Source organism: Cryptosporangium minutisporangium (assembly GCF_039536245.1).
GTDB lineage: Bacteria > Actinomycetota > Actinomycetes > Mycobacteriales > Cryptosporangiaceae > Cryptosporangium > Cryptosporangium minutisporangium.
In genome coordinates this window covers 1-21,126 of sequence record NZ_BAAAYN010000016.1, presented here as the reverse complement: position 1 = coordinate 21,126, position 21,126 = coordinate 1, and the positions used below count along the sequence as shown (strand labels likewise).

The 21,126-nt window shown below is 68.7% G+C and carries 21 protein-coding genes; 17 read left to right on the top strand and 4 right to left on the bottom strand.

Features of this window, described 5'->3' with window-relative positions; genetic code table 11:
• Positions 1–39: 39 nt before the first annotated feature.
• From ABEB28_RS11785 to ABEB28_RS11715, 15 genes are all read left to right on the top strand, one after another.
• Complete coding sequence (locus ABEB28_RS11785; protein ID WP_345728078.1) at positions 40–1,233, top strand: hypothetical protein; 1,194 nt, start codon at positions 40–42, stop codon at positions 1,231–1,233.
• Positions 1,230–1,649: a hypothetical protein gene (locus ABEB28_RS11780; protein WP_345728077.1), complete on the top strand. Its 420-nt coding sequence runs from the start codon at positions 1,230–1,232 to the stop codon at positions 1,647–1,649. The genes ABEB28_RS11785 and ABEB28_RS11780 overlap by 4 nt, the downstream gene beginning before the upstream one ends.
• 112 nt (positions 1,650–1,761) lie before the next feature.
• Complete coding sequence (locus tag ABEB28_RS11775; RefSeq protein WP_345728076.1) at positions 1,762–1,983, top strand: hypothetical protein; 222 nt, start codon at positions 1,762–1,764, stop codon at positions 1,981–1,983.
• A 774-nt stretch (positions 1,984–2,757) separates the two neighbouring features.
• Positions 2,758–2,985: a hypothetical protein gene (locus tag ABEB28_RS11770; protein WP_345728075.1), complete on the top strand. Its 228-nt coding sequence runs from the start codon at positions 2,758–2,760 to the stop codon at positions 2,983–2,985.
• Between the two features lie 263 nt (positions 2,986–3,248).
• A complete protein-coding gene (locus ABEB28_RS11765; protein WP_345728073.1) occupies positions 3,249–3,575 on the top strand; it encodes a VOC family protein in 327 nt (108 codons plus the stop codon).
• A gap of 462 nt (positions 3,576–4,037) precedes the next feature.
• Positions 4,038–5,021 (top strand): hypothetical protein, encoded by a 984-nt coding sequence (locus ABEB28_RS11760; protein ID WP_345728072.1) that lies wholly within the window; start codon positions 4,038–4,040, stop codon positions 5,019–5,021.
• Positions 5,022–5,065: 44 nt separating this feature from the next.
• Entirely contained in the window at positions 5,066–5,449 is a 384-nt protein-coding gene (locus ABEB28_RS11755) for a hypothetical protein (RefSeq protein WP_345728071.1), read from the top strand.
• 347 nt (positions 5,450–5,796) lie between these two features.
• Positions 5,797–6,126: a hypothetical protein gene (locus ABEB28_RS11750; protein ID WP_345728070.1), complete on the top strand. Its 330-nt coding sequence runs from the start codon at positions 5,797–5,799 to the stop codon at positions 6,124–6,126.
• A gap of 202 nt (positions 6,127–6,328) precedes the next feature.
• On the top strand, positions 6,329–7,069 hold the full coding sequence (locus ABEB28_RS11745) for a hypothetical protein (protein ID WP_345728069.1): 741 nt from the start codon (positions 6,329–6,331) through the stop codon (positions 7,067–7,069).
• A 118-nt stretch (positions 7,070–7,187) separates the two neighbouring features.
• On the top strand, positions 7,188–8,420 hold the full coding sequence (locus ABEB28_RS11740) for a hypothetical protein (protein ID WP_345728068.1): 1,233 nt from the start codon (positions 7,188–7,190) through the stop codon (positions 8,418–8,420).
• A 112-nt stretch (positions 8,421–8,532) separates the two neighbouring features.
• Positions 8,533–9,528 carry a M23 family metallopeptidase gene (locus ABEB28_RS11735; protein ID WP_345728067.1) on the top strand — a complete coding sequence of 332 codons (996 nt, stop codon included), beginning with the start codon at positions 8,533–8,535 and terminating at the stop codon, positions 9,526–9,528.
• Positions 9,529–9,927: 399 nt separating this feature from the next.
• Positions 9,928–10,293 carry a histone-like nucleoid-structuring protein Lsr2 gene (locus ABEB28_RS11730; RefSeq protein WP_345728066.1) on the top strand — a complete coding sequence of 122 codons (366 nt, stop codon included), beginning with the start codon at positions 9,928–9,930 and terminating at the stop codon, positions 10,291–10,293.
• Between the two features lie 305 nt (positions 10,294–10,598).
• On the top strand, positions 10,599–10,943 hold the full coding sequence (locus tag ABEB28_RS11725; RefSeq protein ID WP_345728065.1) for a hypothetical protein: 345 nt from the start codon (positions 10,599–10,601) through the stop codon (positions 10,941–10,943).
• Between the two features lie 362 nt (positions 10,944–11,305).
• Positions 11,306–12,169, top strand: coding sequence for a hypothetical protein (locus ABEB28_RS11720; protein WP_345728064.1), 864 nt, complete (start codon positions 11,306–11,308; stop codon positions 12,167–12,169).
• On the top strand, positions 12,166–12,411 hold the full coding sequence (locus tag ABEB28_RS11715; RefSeq protein ID WP_345728063.1) for a hypothetical protein: 246 nt from the start codon (positions 12,166–12,168) through the stop codon (positions 12,409–12,411). Before ABEB28_RS11720 ends, ABEB28_RS11715 begins: the two co-directional genes overlap by 4 nt.
• Positions 12,412–12,778: 367 nt before the next feature.
• Here the strand turns inward: ABEB28_RS11715 and ABEB28_RS11710 are convergent, their stop codons facing one another.
• Together ABEB28_RS11710 and ABEB28_RS11705 are read right to left on the bottom strand one after the other, a co-directional pair.
• Complete coding sequence (locus ABEB28_RS11710) at positions 12,779–13,246, bottom strand: hypothetical protein (protein WP_345728062.1); 468 nt, start codon at positions 13,244–13,246, stop codon at positions 12,779–12,781.
• A 298-nt stretch (positions 13,247–13,544) separates the two neighbouring features.
• Positions 13,545–14,657, bottom strand: a complete 1,113-nt coding sequence (locus ABEB28_RS11705) for an AAA family ATPase (RefSeq protein WP_345728061.1) — start codon at positions 14,655–14,657, stop codon at positions 13,545–13,547.
• 305 nt (positions 14,658–14,962) lie between these two features.
• On the opposite strand from ABEB28_RS11705, the gene ABEB28_RS11700 reads away from it, so the two are divergent.
• Together ABEB28_RS11700 and ABEB28_RS11695 are read left to right on the top strand one after the other, a co-directional pair.
• Positions 14,963–17,617, top strand: a complete 2,655-nt coding sequence (locus ABEB28_RS11700) for a galactose oxidase early set domain-containing protein (protein WP_345728060.1) — start codon at positions 14,963–14,965, stop codon at positions 17,615–17,617.
• A 329-nt stretch (positions 17,618–17,946) separates the two neighbouring features.
• The gene (locus ABEB28_RS11695) at positions 17,947–18,942 is read left to right on the top strand and encodes an endonuclease/exonuclease/phosphatase family protein (RefSeq protein ID WP_345728059.1); all 996 of its coding nucleotides are present in this window, start codon (positions 17,947–17,949) and stop codon (positions 18,940–18,942) included.
• Positions 18,943–19,100: 158 nt separating this feature from the next.
• Here ABEB28_RS11695 and ABEB28_RS11690 read toward each other — a convergent pair whose 3' ends face one another.
• Positions 19,101–20,396 (bottom strand): MFS transporter, encoded by a 1,296-nt coding sequence (locus ABEB28_RS11690; protein ID WP_345728058.1) that lies wholly within the window; start codon positions 20,394–20,396, stop codon positions 19,101–19,103.
• 361 nt (positions 20,397–20,757) lie between these two features.
• On the bottom strand, positions 20,758–21,126 hold a 369-nt coding region (locus tag ABEB28_RS11685), incomplete at its 5' end, for an IMP dehydrogenase (RefSeq protein WP_345728057.1).

Sequence of the window (21,126 nt, the reverse complement as noted above, 5' to 3'; positions counted from 1 at the left end):
CCGCCGCCACAAGGCGGGGAACAGGAGGACCTCACCCCGATGAGCACCACCAACACCGGCAGAGCCGACCCCGAGCGCACCCGAACGCGCGGCAGCGCTGAGCGCGGCAAGCCACGACGCGGCGCCGGGCGCAGCGACCAGGACCGGCAGGACCACACCGCGCTGCTGGAGAAACTGCAGACCGCGTTCGACAAGCGGCTGGCGCGCCTGGCCACCGAACCCACGGAATGGGCCGAGTTCCTCGAGCAGGCCGCAGTGTTCGGCGCCCGATACACCCTGACCAACCAGGTACTGCTGCTCGCTCAGGCCGCCGAGCGCGGCATCACGCCCCGCTACTTCCTGCCGTTCGGCAACAAGGCCGGCACCAGCGGCTGGAAAGCACACGGCCGCCGCGTCCAGCGTGGACAGACCGCGTTCAAGATTTGGGCGCCGATCCGCCGGCGCCCCACCGAGGAACAAGCCGCCGCGTGGGAAGCCGACGGGCGGCGCGTGGCCCGGGAACCGTCCGGACGTCCCGCCGTCCAGGTCGTCGGCTTCACCCTGTCCAGCACCTTCGAGCTGTCCCAGACCGACGGAGATCCGTTCGACCCGCCGACCGTGCTGCGGCGCCGCCGCATCAAGCAGCGCACCGCCGGCGGGCCGCAGCTGCTGACCGGCCACGACCCGACCGGCGTCTACGACGATCTCGTCGCGCTGATCACCGCCGCCGGCTACACCTTCACCCTCCAAGCGCCCGGCACCGGCCACCTCGGCGACGCCAACGGCGTCACCGTCAACGGGACAAGCGGCCGCGTCGTGCAGGTCCGCGACGACGTCGACCCGGCGCAGCGCACCAAAACCACCGTGCACGAACTCGCACACATCCGCTGCGGTCACCTCGACCACACCGAGCCCGGCCAAAGCATGCACCGCGGCCGGCGAGAGACCGAAGCCGAGAGCGTCGCGCACATCGTCCTGGCCGCCCTCGGCCTGGACACCTCCTCCTACAGCGACGCGTACGTCCTCGACTGGGCCGACGGCGATCTCGATCTCGTGCGGGAGTGCGCCGAGACCGTCCTGACCGTCGCTAAGCAGATCCTGCGCGACCTCACCCCCGACGCAGGCCAACCCGACGCCATCGGACCCGATGACGGCGACCCCGATGACGGCAGGCAACAAATCCGGCTCGTCTCGGCGAACACCACAGCCTGCGACAACGGCGTGGCGGTCGTGGGCGAGGAGTACCCGCGATGACCGGCACGCCGCCGGCAGGCCCCGGGGAGCTGGACCTGGACGAGATCGTCCGGCTGATCTGCCTGGCCGACGTGCCGGCGTTTGTCGGGCAATCCGGCGGTGGAACAGCCACGATCTACGCCGGTCACCCGTACATCGACGAACACGGCGACGAACGGATGACCGGCTGCGCTGGCCCAGGCTGGTTCCTGCCCAATCCGCAGACCGGCCGGCCCTGGGCCTACGGCCGGGGATCACTCGCAGACTTCTACATCGGCCCCGAGAGCGACGACCCGGTGGCGCTGAGCGCGGAAGAGATCGGCATCACCACCGAAGCCGAAGCGGCGGCCGTGATCGTCGCCCAAGCCATCCGGCGCCGACCACTCACTCTCGCTGAAGCCCGCGACGCCCGCGACGCCGCAACCGGCCTGCGCTGACCGCCGGTCGGTCGTCGAGGCCCGCCCCCGGCCCTGCCGCGCTCGCGGCTCCGCGTACCCGAGTCCCCGGCCGTGTCCACCACCACCATCAGAACCCACCGGGAGCCCGACAGTGAGCACCACCGACTGGACCCGCTTCAACACTCCCGCGCACCTGACCGCGCAGCACGCATGCCGTCATGTCATCCACTGCGCCGTCGACGGCCACACTCGCGCGGCCGTCAGCGCACACCTCGACGCCGCACGCCCCACCAGCGATCCCGGTGTCCTTCTGCTCATCGCGCAGCTCAGCGGCCCGTGCTGCCTGCCACCCGCAGAACCCAACACGGCATAGCCCCGGCGGGCGGCGCGACTTCGGGCTACGGCCTCGCGCGCCGCTCTGCCTGGCCAGCCCCGGGCTGCTCCGGATGAGCGCCGACACCACCGGCCCCTCACGGTGAAAGGTGGCCTCCCCCATGGACGATAGACGCCCGCCGCCGCGACCGATCGGACCCGGCGATCCGGTCCCGCACTCCGAGCTGAGGCCCGGCAGGTTGATCGCCCGCTGGACGGACAACCTGCGGTCCCGGCAGGTTCGCGTTCCGCTGCCCTGTCACGAACGCCAGACCGTCACCGCGAATCCTCGCCGGCCCCTGGCCGGAGTGGTGGTCTGCCGAGTCTGCTCGCGCACCTTCGACCTGGAACTGACCGACGACAACGACGGCGGCTACACCGCGTGGTTCACCGTGGCCTACCGCCCTTTCCTGCTCTCTCGCGCCGCTCCCGCAAGAGCCAGGACCGAGTGACCGCGTCCGCGCGGCGCCCCGGCGCCGATGACCAGGCCACCTGAGGCGATGCGGCTTGCGGATCCAGCCAGTCAGCTTCGCGACCGCCTGCGGACTGCTCGACCGGCTTCACCGGCACCACCGCCGCCCCCACGGCCACAAGTTCTCCCTCCTCGCCGGACCGACCCGGCCGGGAAACCGGTCGGTGTCGCGATCGTGGGCAGGCCCTGTCATGCGCCGACGCCGCCACCGAGCGTGCGGCGGCCCGAGCGACGTGGCCCACATTCGCCGCGGAGGCGCCCATACCGAATCCAGAACTCAGCGGAACTCAAGGAGATCGAGAAATGGACAACAAAGAAGATCATCCGGCTACACACCTGGCGCCTTGGGCACAGTTGCGCACCACGAATGAAGAGGAGTGGCGGCAGGTATCTCACGCAGACGAACTGACGTTGCGACAAGCGCTTTCCGCCGCGCTGCTGGGCGACCTGAAACTGGCGAAGAACATCCTGGAAACCACCGCGTGGGCATTCTGGGGAAACTGGCCGGATCTGCGATCACCACGACCCTGAAATCCGCCCATGTTCACCGCGCGACGAACCGGCGTCCCTTCAATGCGGCATTGGTAAGCCGCCCTCGCGGACGCGGCTGCCCCGGCAGCGCCGTGCACCCGAGCCAGGGCGTCTGCCCCACATCAAGTATTCGGCCGTGCTGTCAATGCCTGAAGGCCGAGCTCCCCTCGGCCGTGATCGGCGGACCGTCCGATCGGACCAGCACACAACGGGGTGGGCAGCACGTGCCGCCAGCACACCAGGAACAAGACCGGAGAAGAGCAATGATCATCGGAGTCATCGAGTACATCTCCTCCAGCGGCCAAACGCCGACAGTAATTGTCGGAGACGACGAAGCCAGCGTGCGCCAGCAGGCCATGCGCCTGATCTGCGGGACCGTGTCCCGCGGCGCGGCGTTCGAGATCAACGACGCCTGGATCGCCGCGAATCCCGCGCCGGATCTCGACGGCCCGGACGCCACCGCAGCCTGGTACGCCGCGTTTTGCGGTACGTCCTCCGACCTCGCGCTGTCGCTCTACACGCGCTCGGTTGATCCGGCTGCTGCGGAGGTATACGCCGACCAGTACTACGACCTTCGAGCGGCATCGTAGTAGCCGCGTCGACCCGTCGGTCCCGCGATCGCACCGCGGGCTGATCCGGGGCCTGGTCGACGCGGACTTCGAACGGATCGGCGCGGTACGGATCGGCGGGGGGACGCCGCCGGCCCTTGTTCGGCGAGGAGTCGCGTCGCTGTCATGCGGCCCGGCGTGCCGGTCCAGGCGTCGGCGGGCGATCGCCACCGTCGATTTCGTCGCCGCGCCGCAGGGCCGCGCGAAGCGGGCTGGGTGACCACTCTGTACGCCTTGCGACGTAGCCCAGTTATCCCGCAAACCTGGTTTTGCGTGGGCCGGGTGGCGTCGCGGCCCACCTTCCCGCTCAACCCCTTTGATCCGAACCATGGCCGGCTCACTGCTGCGCCCGCCACATGACAACCGCCTGGCTCATGGTCTCCGGCCGCGGCGCGCGTCCGCCGGCCGGGAGACCCTGCAGCCCTTTCGAAAGGAATCTCTCGTATGCCCACTGTCAACCTGGCCGAGGCGCTGCGCTGGATGCGCAGGCTGACCACCGCGGCCAGCTCCCGCCTTCACGGCGTCCACCTCGACCACGGCGCCTCCAGCTACTACCCAGCCCCGGGTGCCCCGCATCCGGAGTGGCCCGGCGACTACAACACGGCGGTGGAGTCCCGCGCCTCTGGCCAGCGGATCGGCAGCAGGCCGATCTACACCGTGTTCTCCGACCGTCTTCCGGTCTGCTGGCTCACCTACGACGGGCAGGTCGTGGAATCCAGCGCCGCGCTGACCCGGTTACAGGCCAAACACCGCCGGCTCGCCGTCGCAGCGCTCGGCGAGCTGACCAGGCCCGTCCTGCAGCAGCTGGCCGATCTGCGGGATGTCCGGGACGGCCGCCCGGAGGACATCGACGGCTACGACAGTGAGCAGCGGGCCGGACAGGCCCGCGTCTCCCATCCGTCGGCACCGGCTCGGGCGTGGTGGATCCCGGTCGGTCCGGACATCGAGCAGGCCCGGTCCCGCAGCCATGAGGTCACCGGCACACGTGAACCGCTCGTCCTGTCCGCGTACGGCTATGGCCGCTACGGCCGCGAGGCCGAACGCCTCGACCTGGAGGTGCTCTGCGCCCTCAACGCCACGGTCGCCGGGCACCGGCATACGACCACACTCACCGGCGAGCGCACGGTCAACGGGAACGTGGTCGGCGACTGGCTCGCCGACGAACACGGTCTCAACGGAGGACTGCCCGCCGACCAGCTACCTACCGCGTTCTCCCAGGCGTTCCTCGGCGCCTACCGCCACGACCAGGACTACGCCGCCGAACAGATGCGGCAGAACGGCTGGGAACAGGCGCTCCGCGACCTCGGCGCACTCGACTACTTCGACCTGCGCCAGTACACCTACCAGCTGTTCCGGCGCGAGGTCCGCGCCATTTCCTACCGCACCGCGCGGGACAGCGGCATCATCGTGTGCCGCCGCCGGTCGTGAACCGCCCGGCCGGCACGCGACCGGCCACGCCCCCGGCAGCGCCCGTGCAGGTCGGCCACGACGCACCGCCCACCAGCGGCGACTCAGCTGCGCGTCCCGACGACACGGCCAGCGACCCGGCAACGACCCAGGCCATTCCACTCACGACGCCGACCGACGGCACGCGTGCGCGGCGGGCGGCTGCCCCAAGCGACGGCGCACGGCCGCGTCTGCAAGCCGGTCAGCTCACCGAGCTCGCGCTCGCGCACATGCGTGCGCACCCCAACCTGGCGTTCACCGCCTACGAACTGGGCAGAGTCCTCGACCGCTCACCGGGATCCATCCGCCGGCTTCTCGAACGCGAGAACGCGCGAGGAACGGTCACTCGCGACCCCGGCCATTCGGCCCGCTACCGCATCGCCTTCCACCTCGGGTCAATGACCCGCTGACGGTCACCGCTCCGGTGACCGCCAGGAACCCATCCAGCCGGCCCGGGCCCAACGCCCCGCTGCGAGGCGCTGCATTCCTGCGTTCCGGCACGTGACGTCGCGCGTCGCGCCGCGCCGGACAAACCTGATCCGCCGGTCGACTCCGACCAGCATCCGCGGTCCCCACCAAACCGAAGCCAATTGGAGACCTTCATGCCCCCATCTGTTGCCGGTTCTGTTACCGGTGATCGTCCCGTCGCCGACCTCTGCGGACTCGAACGGGACCCGCACCACGCGATCGACGCACCGGCCAGACCTCGCCGCGTCGCTACACGCTTCGCTCGGTCCAGCCTCATGAGAGAGGCGACATGAGCGCGGCCACGTTGCCGTTCGCCGCGATCCTCGACGTGGTCGCCGCCACCGTAGGCCCACCCGTCGAGGGCCAGGCGGGCGGCTGCATCGAACTATGGGCGCAGACGCCCGACGGCCGGGTGCTCACCATCGCACCGGACGACGGGCCGTGGCGCCTGGACATCAGCGGCCGCGTCACCCTGTCGCACTTCGAGGTGGCCGCCTACCCCAACGCCGCGCACTACCTCGACGGCGGCGACCCCGACTCCCGCCAGTCAGCGGATCCGACGATCGACGCGCTCACGGTCACGCTCTCGACGCTCACCGCTCCCACCGCGGACCAATGAACACACGACCGCTCGGTCCTCCGTGGCCGCCGCGGCGCCCGGACGGAGCAAACGCCCGGCGTTTCTCGCGGTTTCGGCAGCGACTCCCCCTGTGCTGTTGAACCGCCGAGCCGAACTCATCCACCGGCCCAGTCAGCACTCCTAATCCTGAGCCCCGACCAGGCGCGCCATCGTCGCCGCGGCCCATCACTGAGAGGACCCCATGGGCTACCACATCATCACCACCGACCAACTCCCGCTGGTGCAGACCCTGACCGAGCGAGACGCCGACGGCTACTTCGGTGGCTACGGCGCACCGGCCGAAGGCGAAGAGCTGGACAACTCGACGCTGCTGACCGTGATCGAAAGCCTCAGCACCGAGGACGCGCTGGTGCTCGAGCTGCCCGCGCTCGCGGTGCGACAGCTGGCCGTCCGCCTCAACGAGTGCGCGAACCAGATCGAGACCCGGGAGGCCGCCCTGCGCAAACGGCAGGGCAATGAGCCCCCATCCGCATCACTGGTAGCGCGCCCGAAGACGACCGGCCGGGACCAGGCGCACAGTGAACTCGGCGCCGCCCGGGTTCACCGGCGTCCGTCCCTTCAGCTACCGCTTGATCGGCGATGGGTCCGCGGAATCATCTCGGTACCTCGCTGGCCCGCAGGGGCGTCAAAGTGTCGCCGCCGACGCACGCGAAACGCCGCCGCCCGATCTGCACTCAGCGGCAATCGGCGCGCTCCCAGCAGCGACCCACCGCACGACGATGGCGACTCGGCCGCCACCTCGCAGCGCAACTCGCGGTCCACGGCGGCATCCCGACTGGGCCGACCAAGCCTCCCCGCACGAGAAGAGTTCACCGTCCCCCGTGACCCGCCGCGGTCGGCGACCGGGCTCACAGCCGGGCAGCTCGTCGAGCTAGTGCTCGCGCACCTGCGCGACCCCGCCCGCGACCGCATCACCGTCTAAGCACGCTCCCCCGCCGACGGTCACCCCCAGCGGTTGACCTCCGGGGACGCATCCGCCCTCAGTGCCCAGCGTCCCCCTCGCGCGGGACGCTGGGCACTGCCTTCCGGCAGGACACACCATGCCTCCTATCGCCGCTCACCCCCATCCCGACCTCGACACCACGCCCGCCCGGCTCACCGAATCCACCCAGCCCACCGTGTCTTCGGCGCCCGCGGCGACTGCGGTGCACCCCGAATCGGAGAGCCGTTCCGCCGACCCCACTGACCCCGGTGCGCCGACCGGTCACGCCGTGCAGCGCGCCGCATGGATCTTCTACTTCATCGCCGCACTCGGCTCCGCGATCGGCCAAATCTGGGTCGGCGTCGACGCCCCACCCTGGCCCCCACACATCGCCTGGTGGTGGCGCACCGCACTCGTCACCCCGTTCGCCGTCGTCATCGACCTAGGCGGCGTGGTCAGCTCCGCGTTCGCCGACTACCGGCAACGCCTCGGCGAGACCGCCTACGGCTGGCGGGCCCTCTCCGCCGGATCGGTCACTCTCGCGGTGTCGATCAACATCCTCGGCCACCGCCCCGTCGCCTACCTGTCCGCGGTGTTCGGCGGCATGGGCGTCTTCGCCTACACCGTCTGGCTGCTGCACTCGGCCGCACGCCGCCGTGACGCTCTGCGCGCGGCCGGAAAGCTGCCCGGCACCGCACCCGTCTATGGGCTCCGCCAGTGGGCCCGGGAACCGGCCGTCACCAACCTCGCCCGGACCCTCGCCCTCGCCCACAACTACACCCGCCAGGAATCGCTCGACCTCGCTCGGCAGCAGCTCGACCACGAACGTCGCCGCGCATCCCTCACGCAGTACATCGACGCGCTGATTCGCGCCCAGCACGCCGATCCGATCCGCGCCGCGATCGCCGTGACCACCCTGGACATCGACGCCCTCGCTGCCGCGCTCACCGCCCGCGCCGACGTCGAGGGCTGGGCCCGGCTCATCGGCGCCGACCTGCTCCCGCCCGCGCCCGACGACCCGCCGGCCACCGACGAATCCCGATCCGGCGCTGCGCGCGGACCGATGCCCCCCGCCGACGTGCTGCGGCGAGTTCCCCAAGACCCGGCCTCCTACCAGCGCTGGCGTCAGCTCTGGGCGCGACTCGCCGCCGACCCCAGCATCCGAACCGCGACCTTCGCCGCCCGCCACGACATCTCCCCCCGCCAGGTCCAGTGGATCCGCGCCGTCGGCCTGAGCGGACTGCTCGACTCGCCGATTCCGCTGCTCGATCGCGTTGCGGCGCTCGCCGTCCGCCCCGACGCCAACGGCCACGCTGCTGACCGGACCGACGCGTCCAATCCTTCGGCCTAATGGCCGCCCACGCTTCCTGATCTCTCCGACAGCCCGCCGTCCGCCCGTAGACGGCGGGCTGTCGCATCCCGAAGGAGCGCCCCATGCGACACGACACTTCCGCGTGGCTGGCATGACTGGCCGTGTGCTCGCTGCGCTGACCGCCTTAGCGGTCGGCACGGTCTTTTTGTGCGTCGGGGGACTTTCTGTTCTCACCGCGCCGGCGGCCGCCTGCCCCGCACTCGGCACATCGGGCAGCGCGACCGTGTCCTACACCACCGAACAACTCCGCAACGCCCGAATCATCATCACCGTCGGCGAGCACGCCCGTGTCCCGCCCCGCGGTCGTGTCATCGCCGTCGCCGTCGCTCTTCAAGAATCCCGGCTGCACAACCTGCCCCACCAAGGCCGCGACAATGACCGCGATTCACTCGGACTGTTCCAGCAACGCCCCAGCCAAGGCTGGGGCACACCGGCTCAACTCACCGACCCCAATTACGCCGCTTCCGCGTTCTACCGTCGTCTCCTGCGCATCCCCGGCTGGGAGAGACTCCCCCTCACCGCAGCCGCCCAACGCGTCCAAGGCAGTGCCTACCCCGACGCCTACGCGAAATGGGAACCAGCCGCCACCGCGCTCGTTCTCCGATACACCACCGGCGCAGCTGCGAAAGGCCTGTGCGCGACCACCGGCTGGACCGCACCCGTCAGAGGACCGGTCGGCAGCGGCTTCCGCCCACCCGACCGCCCCGGACACGCCGGCGTCGACATCATCGTCCCCCGAAAGACCGTGATCCGTGCCGCCAGGGCCGGCACCGTGATCACCTCTAAGTGCAACGCGTCCACCGGCAACTGCGACGTTGACGGAAGCCCAGCGGTCAAGGGCTGCGGCTGGTACGTCGAGATCGCGCACACCACCGGACTCACCACGCGGTACTGTCATATGGTGACGCGTCCGCTGGTCACCGTCGGACAGACGGTCGTCGCTGGACAGCCGCTCGGCCGGGTAGGCTCCTCCGGGAACTCCTCCGGCCCCCATCTGCATTTCGAAACGCGGGTCAACGGCGACGCGGTCGACCCGATCGCATTTATGGCGGCCCGCGGGATCGTGCTCAGCGCCGCTGGTAGGTGATTGAGAATCTCAGTCACATGTCGCATGCAGGAATGCCGATTCGCCGTGCCGCTGAGACGGGAAGCGCCGTTGGCGTCCCCTCTCAGCGCGGCTCCGCGATTGCACGGGAGTGCCTGTGTCGCCGACGCGTGAAACTAACCCCCTGACGACGTCGCCACGGGGTCAGAATTCGGCCGTCGTGGACAGCCTGACCGCGGAGCGCCCAGCCGCCTCGAGCCGTGACGATAACGAACCCGGGAAAATTCGATGATTGAGCCAGACGGTTTTCTGCACGAAAGCGCGCACCGGAGCTCACATCAGTTCCCGCGATATCCTCCGCGCCTACTCCCGTTGAGCACAACTGGCGAGTAGCGTTGAGAAAGCAGCACGCATCACCCCTCGATATCGTGGAGTAATTGCATGGCCCGCAAGGTAGAGATCCGACTCATCGACGATCTCGACGGCAGCACAGCAGAGGAAACGGTGACGTTCTCAGTCGACGGCATCAACTACGAGATCGACTTGTCGAGCGAGAACGCAGGAGCACTACGCCACGATCTAGCTACGTACGTGACCGCCGGTCGGCGTATCGGTCGCGTCTCAACCCAGTCGTCGAAGGCCAGCCGGAACACCTCCGGCGCAACGTCCAAGACCGCCGCCGGAGAACGCACGGGCAATCAAGCAATCCGTGACTGGGCCAAAGCCCAAGGTCTGTCGGTCAACGACCGCGGGCGGATTTCGGCCGAGATCGTGGAGAAATACCACGCGGCGGGTTCAGCACACTAACCGGCGCGCCCCGCCGCGTCCACCGAACATCGCGCCACCCATCGGGTTCCGGCGATCCGCTTGAACACGTCTGACCACACCCAGACCCTTCCTTGGGCACGGCGGCCAGACCCCTGGAGCGCGATACCCGCGCTGCCCGCAATCCCAACCGCTTGACCGGGCGCACCGGTGGGAGCCCCAGCGGGCAACCGCTGAGGCTCTTTGCCAGCGACCCACTTCCGCCGTCGCTCCGGGCGATCTCCGACCGGCCGGGAAGCGATGAGATCTACCGTAGGGCGATGGAAAGCGCGGATGGGAGGTTGCGGATGGCGCACCCTGATGACTTCGAACGGGTCACGGTGGACTCGGTTGCCACCGCGCTGGCAGGACTGCGCACGGGCCGGATCGCCGAGGTCCGGCCCGGCGTGGTCCGGGTCGACATGCGGGGACGCGCCCGCCAGGCGCAAGTCCTCGCCGCCCTTGACGCCAAGATGCTCACCGAGCGGTGGCACGCATACCCAGTCGGGCGGCGGTATCCCTGGGCACCGTGGCGCACGTGGGTGACTGTCGAAGACTCGCGGGAGCAATGGGTCGGCCCACGCCCTTCCACCCTGCGAAGCGTCGAGCGGAACAACGCCACGCCACGCGGCATCGATCGGCGACCCCGCTGAGCCTCTAACCGGCCAGAAACCGCGACGAGGAAATGGGACTATGATCCGGTTGGCGGGCCAGTCCCAACGCGAGGAAAACCACCGACCCGCACCTAGTCGATCACCCCGCTCGAAGAGTCGACACCCTGGGCATCGCCCTGTTCGCCGGGCCGTCGAGAATCGCAGACATCCCGCGGCGGGCAATCCTGGTCCATCCCGGCCATCTAGCGTGGCCAGACCCGCCACCTAGCGCGCTCCGCCACACACCCACCAGGAGCTGCGCGGATAGCCGGAATCCGCTATCGTCGGGCACCAGTTCGAACGCCGACCGTGCTTCCCCTTCGTCGGCAATCCCACGCCGGGCGAAGACGAAGGGGGAGGTTGTGGTGGCCGATTCGGCGTCCGCTGCCGCCGCGGCGCAGCCGCGTCCAGTGGGCGCGACCACAGCTGAGCTGCGCGAGCGGATCGCCCGTCTGGCGTGGACCCGCGCCCGCACTGCGACGCTGCGCCGCCCGATCGGACGGGCCTCCGATCTGGCGGCCGGGCATGAGCTGGACCCGGCGGTCGAGTTGCCGATCGTCGCGGAGCTACGCCCGCTGCTGCCTGCCGGATGGGGCGGGCTGCGGCGCGGCGCCACGGTCGCGGTGCCCGGCTCGACCAGCCTGCTGTTCGCGCTACTCGCCGGAGTCCAGCGAGCTGGCGGTTGGGTCGCTGCGGCCGGAGTGCGTGAGCTGGGCATCGTCGCGGCGTCTGAGTCCCGGGTGGATTTGAGCCGCTTCGCGCTGGTGCCCGATCCAGGCCCGGACTGGCCGACCATCATTGCGGCGTTGATCGACGGCCTGGACACCGTCGTCGTCACGCCACCACCCGGGCCGGTGCCGCTCCGGGTTGCCCGCAGCCTCACCGCGCGCGCCCGCCACCAAGGCAGCTTGCTCCTGTCCACCACCGATCAGTGGCCCGAGACCGACCTGACTCTTCAGGTCACCGGCCGCACCTGGAGCGGTATCGGCCGAGGCCACGGCAGGCTCCGCGGCCAGCACGTCACCGTCCGCGCGACCGGGCGTCGGCAGGCCGACCGTCCCCGCACCGTGACCACAGCGATGCCACCGCCGTCCCTCCTCGCGCCGCAGCCCGATCCGCCGCTCAACCGCCCCGCTCCGGCCGACGCCCCGTTCGGCGCCGATCGCGCGGCGCCGTCGCTGCGCCGGGTCGCCACCGGCACCGACGGCGGAGCGCCTCGGCGATGACCCACCACGACGGGCCTGGGCCGGCGTTCTGGGTGGACATGGTCATTGACGGCAGGCTCCACACGGTGCACATCACCGCCCGCTCGGCCGAAGACGCCGCCCGCCGCCCGCACCGCGACCTCCACCTCGGCGCCCCAGTCACCTACCGAGTCCGAGGCGGGACCGAGCTACTCGTGCACTGGCTCAACGTCGCCGCCCTCGAGGTCCGGACCGTCAGCCACGTCCGGCCTTCGCGCGGGTGAGCAGCCGCATCCGGTGGGACCGGCAGGTTGCCGGCCACACCCTGAGGGTGGTGGGGTGGCCCGGCCGAAGAACCGGCCCGCCGACCCACGGAGGAGCGCGATGCGCCCTGAACTCACCGGGAGTCGCCCGCAGGCTGGTCTGGGCTGAGTCGCACCGCTCCGGAACCCCGGACTCGGTCCGGTCTTTCAGCTGATGACGGCGCCGATGGCAGCCCGAAGCAACGGCAAGTGTTCCGCGGGATCTGGCGGCCACTCGCTGTATCCGACCGCGCCTGCGCGCGCCTACCCACGCTCTTGCTGATGTGAGCGCACTTGATCATGCCGTGGAGTGCGGCAGGTGTCGTAAGCGACGAGGAGCAGCGCGGACTCAGGATGTCGTTTCCTGCCTGCGCGATTTTCTTGACTGGTTTGAGAGAAGCCGGCTGATCGCGTCGGTGAAGTCGGCCACGAGGCGGCGAACCTCGTTGTAAGCCTGCTGAAAGTCGTCGTCTCCGTCTTCCCACGCTGCCCAGAGTGCAGTTATATCGGTTCCAATGCGCTGGCGTTCAGGTTCGAATTCCGAGCCCCACGGCAGCGCCCGAAACCGTCCCAGAGCCTTTTGGCGATCCACAACGTAGGTCGTCGTCGGTACATCTTTCATCATCTTGCCGGATCGGCGGGCGTCATTGACCAGCGCGGCCTCCTGCAAGTAAGAGGTAGCCAGGTCCGCCCCAGCTTCGTGCAACCGAAGGAGCCATTGGCGACGGTCCTCCGCACGGCGAGCGAAGAACTGGCCCGCCAACACCAATGCGCCACCGACAACGGAGCTGAGCAAGGACAAGAGCGCATTCGCCATTGAACCAACCTCCGGCTTGCGCGATGCTGGACCGCGTCTACTTTGCCGGAGTACGAGCCGCCGAACCACTCTCTGTCCGGCTCAGGCGCACGGATCTGCCGCGAGGCGGGCTTCACGGAGCGTCCGCTATCGGCCGTGTGGCGGTCGTCTGGTCCCTTTCCGTCTTTTTTGGGTACTTGGGGTGGCCTGCGGTCGTCGGTTGGTTCTCGGCGGCGTCGATTCGGCGCTGAGCCGGCTCGGCTTCGAGGTCTCCCGTCGCGACGGCCGGGGCCCTGCATCCTCGACAGTTGACGCCGGGTCAGCGTTCGGGCCAATGCCAGGGCGGTTCGTCCAGCTTGCCCTGGCCTTCGACCAGGGTCTGGCCGTGCTCCTTGAACAGCTCGACCCGGCACAGGTCCGGCGTCCTGACCTCCAGCGCGTCGACCAGTGCACGGGAGTGGCTGATCACCACCACCTGGGTATGGATCGACCCAGCGGTGATGAGCCCGGCAAGCGGCCGCAGCAGATCGGGATGCAGGCTGGCTTCGGGCTCATTGAGCACCAGCAGGGCCGGCGGCCGGGGCGTCAGTAGGGCCGCGACCCACATCAGATACTTGAGCGTGCCGTCAGAGAGTTCAGCCGCGCCCAGCGAGCGCAGCAGGCCGGGCTGGCTCAGCCGGACCGTGAACCGCCCGGCCTCGGCGTCGATGGTCAGCTCACTGCCCGGGAAGGCCGAGCCGATGGCGGTATGCAGGGCCTCGGCGTCGCCGATCTCCTCGATCGTCTTGAGCGCGGCGGCCAGGTCGGAACCGTCGCCGCTCAGCACCGGCGTACGAGTCCCGATCTGAGCCTGACGGACCGGCGCTTGGGCGTCAGTGCGTAAATGGTCGTAGAAGCGCCAGGACCGGATGCGATCGCGGATCTCGAGGATCTCGGGGGCGCGTTGCGGGTCGCTGTACTCACTGAGCATGCTGTCATAGCTGGCCAGAACCCCTGGGACGGGCAGCCACTTGCGGCCGTCGCGGACACGCAGCGCGCCGTTGCCCCGGTCGGCCAGCAGACTCGCCGGCCGAAGGAACGCCCCAGCCCAGACCGCCTCAGACTTGATCTCCGGGTCTAGTCCGAACGCGGAGTTGGACGGGCGAGGGAGCCCGAAGTCTATGGCGTAGCCGAAATCGTCGCCGGCAAAGCCCAGCCGGAGGCTGACCGGACCGTCACGCTCCGGCCCGGCCCACAGGGTGGAGGCCAGACCGCCCTCTCGGGCCAGTGCGGCCACCGCCCCGTTCCGGGCCGAATCGGCCAGCAGCCGCAACGCCCGGTAAAGACTCGACTTGCCAGCGCCGTTGGCCCCCGTGACCACGGTCAGCCGGCCCAACCCCAGCACCAGTCGCCGCAGCGAGCGGTAGTTCTGCACGGCCAAGATGGTGATCACGACGCCAGGCTAGTGTCGCCCTCAAACTGTCAGGACCCGCCTGAATTCGCGCACGAATAGCGACGCCGCCAGGTAGCGAGGGCTACCGTCGATAGGGTGCGTCTAACTCGCACATATTTTCACGGATGCGTCACCCATTAATCGTTGCGGCCCTGGTGATCTTTCGGAGTGTCGGCGGCGTGTGTCCAGTCGAATAGCGCGGGCTGTAATAGCGTCGAGCTGCGAGTGATTCCCATCGCCCGCCGGTGGAAGCGCTTGCCCTCCCACCCATTCGTTGGTCGAACCGCGTGCGTAATGGAGACAGCATGCCGTCGTCGCCTGCCATCATCGGCCCAGTGTCCACCTGTAGCACCGTCGTGCGTGTGCAGGGCACTCACATCGACGCAACCGTGCGCATCTACCTAGAAGGTGACGCCAATCCTCTTGGGGAGGCGCGAGCGTGGTGGACTGAGACCGAGGTGAACATCGATAAGTCGCGGCTCGTTCCAGATGCGCGCCTCGTGGCCACCCAGCAGGAGGTCGGAGGCGTCGAGAGCCCGCACAATCAGCGTGGAGAACGGGTGGAGAAGGCGGTCAATCGTCCCGTAACGGTTCCGCACCCCATTTATGTCTGCGCTCGAAGTGTGGCGGTCACAAGATGCTCACCCGGGGCCACCGTGGAAGTTTGGCAAGGTGGCGCCGAGCCGTTGGGCTCCGCTGTGGCAGTGGGAGATCTCGCCGAGATCGAGTTCGCGGGGACCAGGCGGATTTTCCCCGGTGTGCCGGTGGAGGTTCATCAGACGATCTGCACAGATCCAATCTCGCTGGTGACGTTCGCCGGGATTCCTCAGGCTGCGCCGGGCACGTCGCGGCGCACCCTGCCCTCGCCGACGTTCGCTACTGTTCCCCGGCCGCTGGAGGAGTGCCAGGGATCAGTCAACGTGGAAGGCATCGTAGCCGGGGCGGTCGTGCGCATAGTGCGGGAGCGCGGCGGGCAACGCTGGATAGTTTTCGAGGGACCCTGTCCGTTTCCGCAGCGTGAGTTCGTCGTCGGCGATCCCCTCCAGGAAGGCGAACGATTCGAGGTCACGCAGTCAATGCAGTTGGGATGTGAACTGGGGCCCGATAGTCCGAATGTGGCCACTGTGCAGCCGCTGACCAGTCTCGACCGCCCGCTGATCGAAGGGCCGCTGTGTGCAGGCCCGCATAAGGTCGTTGTCAAGAGGTTGAAGGCGCCGGCGATACTGCGTCTGTTCTCCGCGGGAGCAGAAATCGGCAATTGGCCGGTAAGCAGCACGGAGATGCCCGTCGACATCGATGTGCCGGCGGGCCCGATCACCGCTCGCCAGGAGCTGTGCGGAATCATCAGCCCGGAATCGCGGCCTTACAAGGTGGCGTCCGGCCGCCGGGGGCGCTGGTTTCTCGTCGAGGACAGCAAAGGCGATGTATTGCGCGCGGATGCTTTCGCTATTCATGCCGCGCTCGTCAGGACGGGCCACATTGTCATCTTCAGCGGAGATCAGCACAGCCTCGAACAGAATAAGCGTAAGGACATTGACCACTGCCAGCTGTTCGACTGCGCCGATCTGAGCATTCAGAAGATCGATGCACCGACCACCGACGTATTCTGCTCTGGGCACGCCTTCTTGCCCGATGGGCACCTGCTAGTCGCCGGTGGCACCCAGGCATACCCGGAGCATGCCGGCGAGCCCCACGGACCGCACGGGCACTTCCCGGGCTTGGCGGAAGTGTGGCAATTTAACCCGGACCCGGGCAGTGCGGGACGCTACTGGGTGCAGACCGAGTCGACACGTGGCGGCCGCTGGTACCCCACCTTGCTGACACTGGCTGACGGAGCGGTGTTGGCTCTGTCCGGGCATCCCGCGTCCACCGACACGCGGCACAACAACAATTCGCTTGAGATCTACGACCCGGCCACGGACCGCTGGACCCACCACGGCGATTCTCCCGACCTTCATCACTCGAACGCGGGCGTGGCGAACAGCTATTTGTATCCACGAATCTTCGTCGGCCCGGACGAGCGAGTGTTCAGCGCGAGTCCACTCCTACCCGCGTCCACAGGCGACCTTCGCCAGAGTGGAAGCTGGATGCCGCGCGTGGGCACTACGTGGACCCGAACTGCTATGCCGGTCGGCGGCGACTGGGCTGGATATGACGGCTTTGGCTTTCCGGCGGTACTCCTGCCCCTTCTTGAGACGGAGCCCGGACCTGGTGACCCGCGCTACCGCTTCCGCGTCGTTCACGCCGGCGGCAACAGAGCATGGATCGCTGATCTCGGCACACCCGCCGACCCCGAAAGCAACCCGCAATGGCAGGTACTCGGCGGCGACACGGCGCCGTTGCGCCCGGTGCGTGTGAACAGCAACGCCGTACTGCTTCCAAGCGGAGAAGTATTGATTTGTGGTGGCGTGCGAGTGCCCGATAGGGAGGAAGACACGTGGGTTAGCGAGCCGGAAATGATTGTGAACGGACCGGGCGGCTGGCAGTGGAGTGCTGACAGCTACGCGCCTGCTGAGATCCCCCGGAACTATCACTCCACCGCACTTCTGATGCCCGATGGACGGATATTCACAGGCGGGACCAACATCAACTGCAAGCCAGGGGGTGTGGCAGTTCGAAGGCTCGAAATCGAGATCTACGAGCCCTGGTACATGTGTGCAGACCGTCCCTCCATTTGGGAGGCGCCCACCGAGGTGCGGCCTGACGAGACGATCAACGTGATGGTTGTGAGTAGCGACCCGATCACCCGCTTGGCGTTCCTCCGGGTCGGAAGCTCCACTCACGCGTTCAATCCGGACCAGCGGTACATCGGGCTCCGGGCCCGCCACGCCGGATCGGAACGATACTCAGCAGTCATCCCCGATCGAGCGGTGGCAGTGCCGGGTTACTACCTCCTGTACGCCTGCACTGAAGCGAGCGTGCCCTCGGAGGGCGTTTTCATCCGAATACTTCCCGGATGAAGACCGAACTGGCGCCGCCGAGCACACTGGCCGTCGGCCGTCGGCCGGGATCGTCGGTGCACGAATGGACACGCGCTGCGCGTCCACCCGGCGCGAGAACCCACCCGGCCCGGGCAGCGAAACCGCCAAGCCCGAGGATCCTGGACCCGTAGCTGGGTTACCTTCACCGCCGACGGCGTCCGGCCTGGTGCCCGCGGCAGGTCACGTGAGCGGCGGGGAAGTTGTCGCGACGTGCACCGGGAACCGGTTCATCGAGAGCGCCGGTGGCCGGCGCGCCGCTAGGTTCACTGCGGGGCCTCAGTGGTGACGTTCAGGGGTGGGAGCGAGTCATGGCGACGACGGTGTACGTGGCGTGGTGGAACCTGGAGAACCTTTTCGACGAGGAGAACGCTCCGCCGGAGCGGCGCACCGAGAAGGTCGCCAGGGCCATCGAGAAGGACATCAAAGGCTGGACACCGGCGCTGCGCGACCGCAAGGTCGCTCAGCTGGCGTCGGTGATCGCGCAGATGAACGCGGGCGCCGGACCGGATCTGCTGGGTGTCTGCGAGGTGGAGAACCGGTTCGTGCTCGAGCTACTCGTCGCCCGGCTGCAGCAGCTGCTACCCGGCCGCAACTACGCGATCGTGCACGCGGACACCGACGACGCCCGCGGTATCGACGTCGCGTTCCTCTACGACCCGGCGCTGCTGACCGTGCCCACCGACGAGGAGAGCGTGTTCTTCCACGTCGTGATGCGCCGCAACGCCACCCGGGAGATCGTGCAGGTCAACTTCCGCACCGTGGCCGGCGGCCGCACCTGGGCGGTGTTCGGCAACCACTGGCCCTCCCGCAGCGGCGGCCAGGCCGAATCGGCCGGGTACCGGGCCATCGCCGGTGAGACGCTGTCCTACTTTCATCAGCGTGTCCTGGAGATCCACGGCCCGGACACGCCGGTCCTGGCGATGGGCGACTTCAACGACGAACCATTCGACCCCTCGCTGACACTCCACGCGTTGAGCACCCGGCAGCAACGCAAGGTCGTCCGCGCCCGCATTCCGCTGCTGTGGAACCTGATGTGGCCGCGGATGGGCGAACCAGAGGGCACCTTCTACTACGACGAGACCCCCAACCAGCTCGACCAGTTCCTGGTCAACAAGGCGATGGCCACCCAGGACAGCCGGCTGCGGGTCGAGGCGGACACCGTGGAGATCCTCCGCTTCCCCGAAACCGTCGCGGCAGGCGTGTATCCGGCGCCGCGCCCATTCGGCGGCATGGGCAAGAAAATCGACCAGGACGGCTACTCCGACCACTTCCCTATCGGCGTCCGCGTCACCGCCACCGACTGACCGTCACCATTCGAGTTGATGAGTTCCAGCGCGGCCCGGGTCAATGACCACCCCCACATCGGATACCGGTACTCCATCAAGCATCGACGCACCGTCACCAGGTCGCCCGCACGTGCTTCACGCCTGAGGTCGGCCCAGCCGTCCGACGGTGTCACTCGTCAGATCGTCGCCCGCTGCCTGCGAGCGGCGCGCTCCGAACGCCACGGAAGAAGCCCCGCGCTGAGCAGGCACATCAGCGCCGCGGCCGCCAGGGACCAACGCGGGCTGGACCAGCCGGCCAACGCGCCGCCGACCGCGATGAACACGGGCTGGACCGCCCGGGAGCTCACGGCCCAGGCCGTACCGACGCGGGCCATCAGAGCGTCGGGAGTGACGCGCATGCGGTAGGTGGTGAACACCGGATTGAACACGCCCGCGGCGACCAGCAGCAGAAACTGCGACACGCCGAGCACGATCAGTGCTCCGGCGCCGTCGCCGAGGAAGGGCAGCGGCAGGAGCCACATGGTGCGGCCCGCGCCGAAGAGCAGCAAGCACCGCCGCTCTCCGAGGAGCGCGGTCAGGCGCACGGAGAGCATCGCGCCCAGCAGACCGCCGAGGCTGGGGATGCCGAGGACCAGCCCGTACTGCCACGCCATGGCTCCCAAATCGGTCAGGACCAGCACCGCCACAAGCGGAACGGTCCACAGATAGGAGCCGCCGAACACCAGCCCATTGAAGTACAGCCCGCGGAGCCCGCGGTGGGACAGGATCAGCCGCCACCCGGCCCACAGCTCCCGCTTCAGGTCGGCCCGCACACCCTCGCTCGTCGTGTCCTGGGCCAGCGCAGGGGCGCGGGGAACACGCCACAACAGCAGCGCGGAGAACAGGAAGCTGACCCCGTCGACCACCATGGTCACCGTCGGGCCGGTGAGACCGATCAAGGCTCCACCGGCCGGTGGACCGATCGCATACGTCGTCCAGTTCACCGAGTCCAGCCGCGCGTTCGCCGCGACCCGGGCGTCCTCGCGCACCGCGGCCTTCACATACGCCAGACCTGCCGCGACGGACACGATCGAGCAGGTCGTACCCACCGCCGCGACCACGCACAGATGCGGATACGTCAGCCGGCCGGTCACCGCCGCGAGGGGAACCGTCAGCAACACCCCGAACTGCACCAGATCGGTGAGCACAAGCACAGCGCGTTTCTCGCTGCGCTCGATCACGACCCCCAGCGGCAGTGACAGGATCGCGCTCGCGAGCGACCCGATGACCGCCAGCAGGGAGACCTGCAGCGGCCCGGCGTGCAGAACCACGATCGCGATCAGCGCCAGCGCGCCGGCGTTCAGCGCCGAGCCCGTCGCGCTGACCGTGTAGGACAGCCAGAACTGGCCGAACGCCCGCCCCAGACGTGCCGCCTCGCCCTCCGGTCGATCGATCGACGGCATCCGCTGCTGCGCGCCGAGACCAGACCTCATGGCCGGTACCTCCCGTCCGGTTGCTCAGTCGCGAGCGGGAGAAAGTCTCTGATGATGCGCGCCCGTGGCAGGCCGCTGGTCGTCGCGATGACCACGACCGTCTCCTCCGCCGTCGAGGACTCGGAATCATGTATTGCCGGGGGACACCGACGAGGTCGCGCGTCAGGTGCCGGTCGGCCATGTCCTCGGCGGTGAACTCGCCGGCTTGCGGCCGGCTCAGGTGGCGGCGCACCGTCTCGTGCCCGCTGACCCGAGGTGAAGAAGAAGAAGAACCGGTCTCGATAGTCGGTGGCCAGGGCAGATCCCGGGCTACGGGGCTCTTCCCCGACCCAGAGTTGCCCGAATGACCGCGTTGGTCCGGTCAGCTCCCGCCATCGCTGGGGCGATCGCGCAGCCGGACGTCGGCGCCGTTCTGGAGGAAGGACTGGTGGCTGACCTCGGCGACGGTCGCGGTGTCGTGGAATTGCCGCAGTGTGGTGGATCCACAGCTGACCATCGTTGCCCGGATTTTGGCCAGGGTGCCGCCGACCGCGTCGTAGAGGCTGCCGGCGTAGGGGACGAGTCCGTCGACGCCTTCCTCGAAGACGAGAGTGGATTCGCCGTGGCCGTATCGGTCGGCGTTGCGGGCTCGGCGTGAGCCTTCGCCCCAGTACTCCTTGAACAGCTGTCCGTCGATGCGGACCAGAGGGGAGGGACTCTCGTCGAACCGGGCGAAGTATCTGCCGAGCAT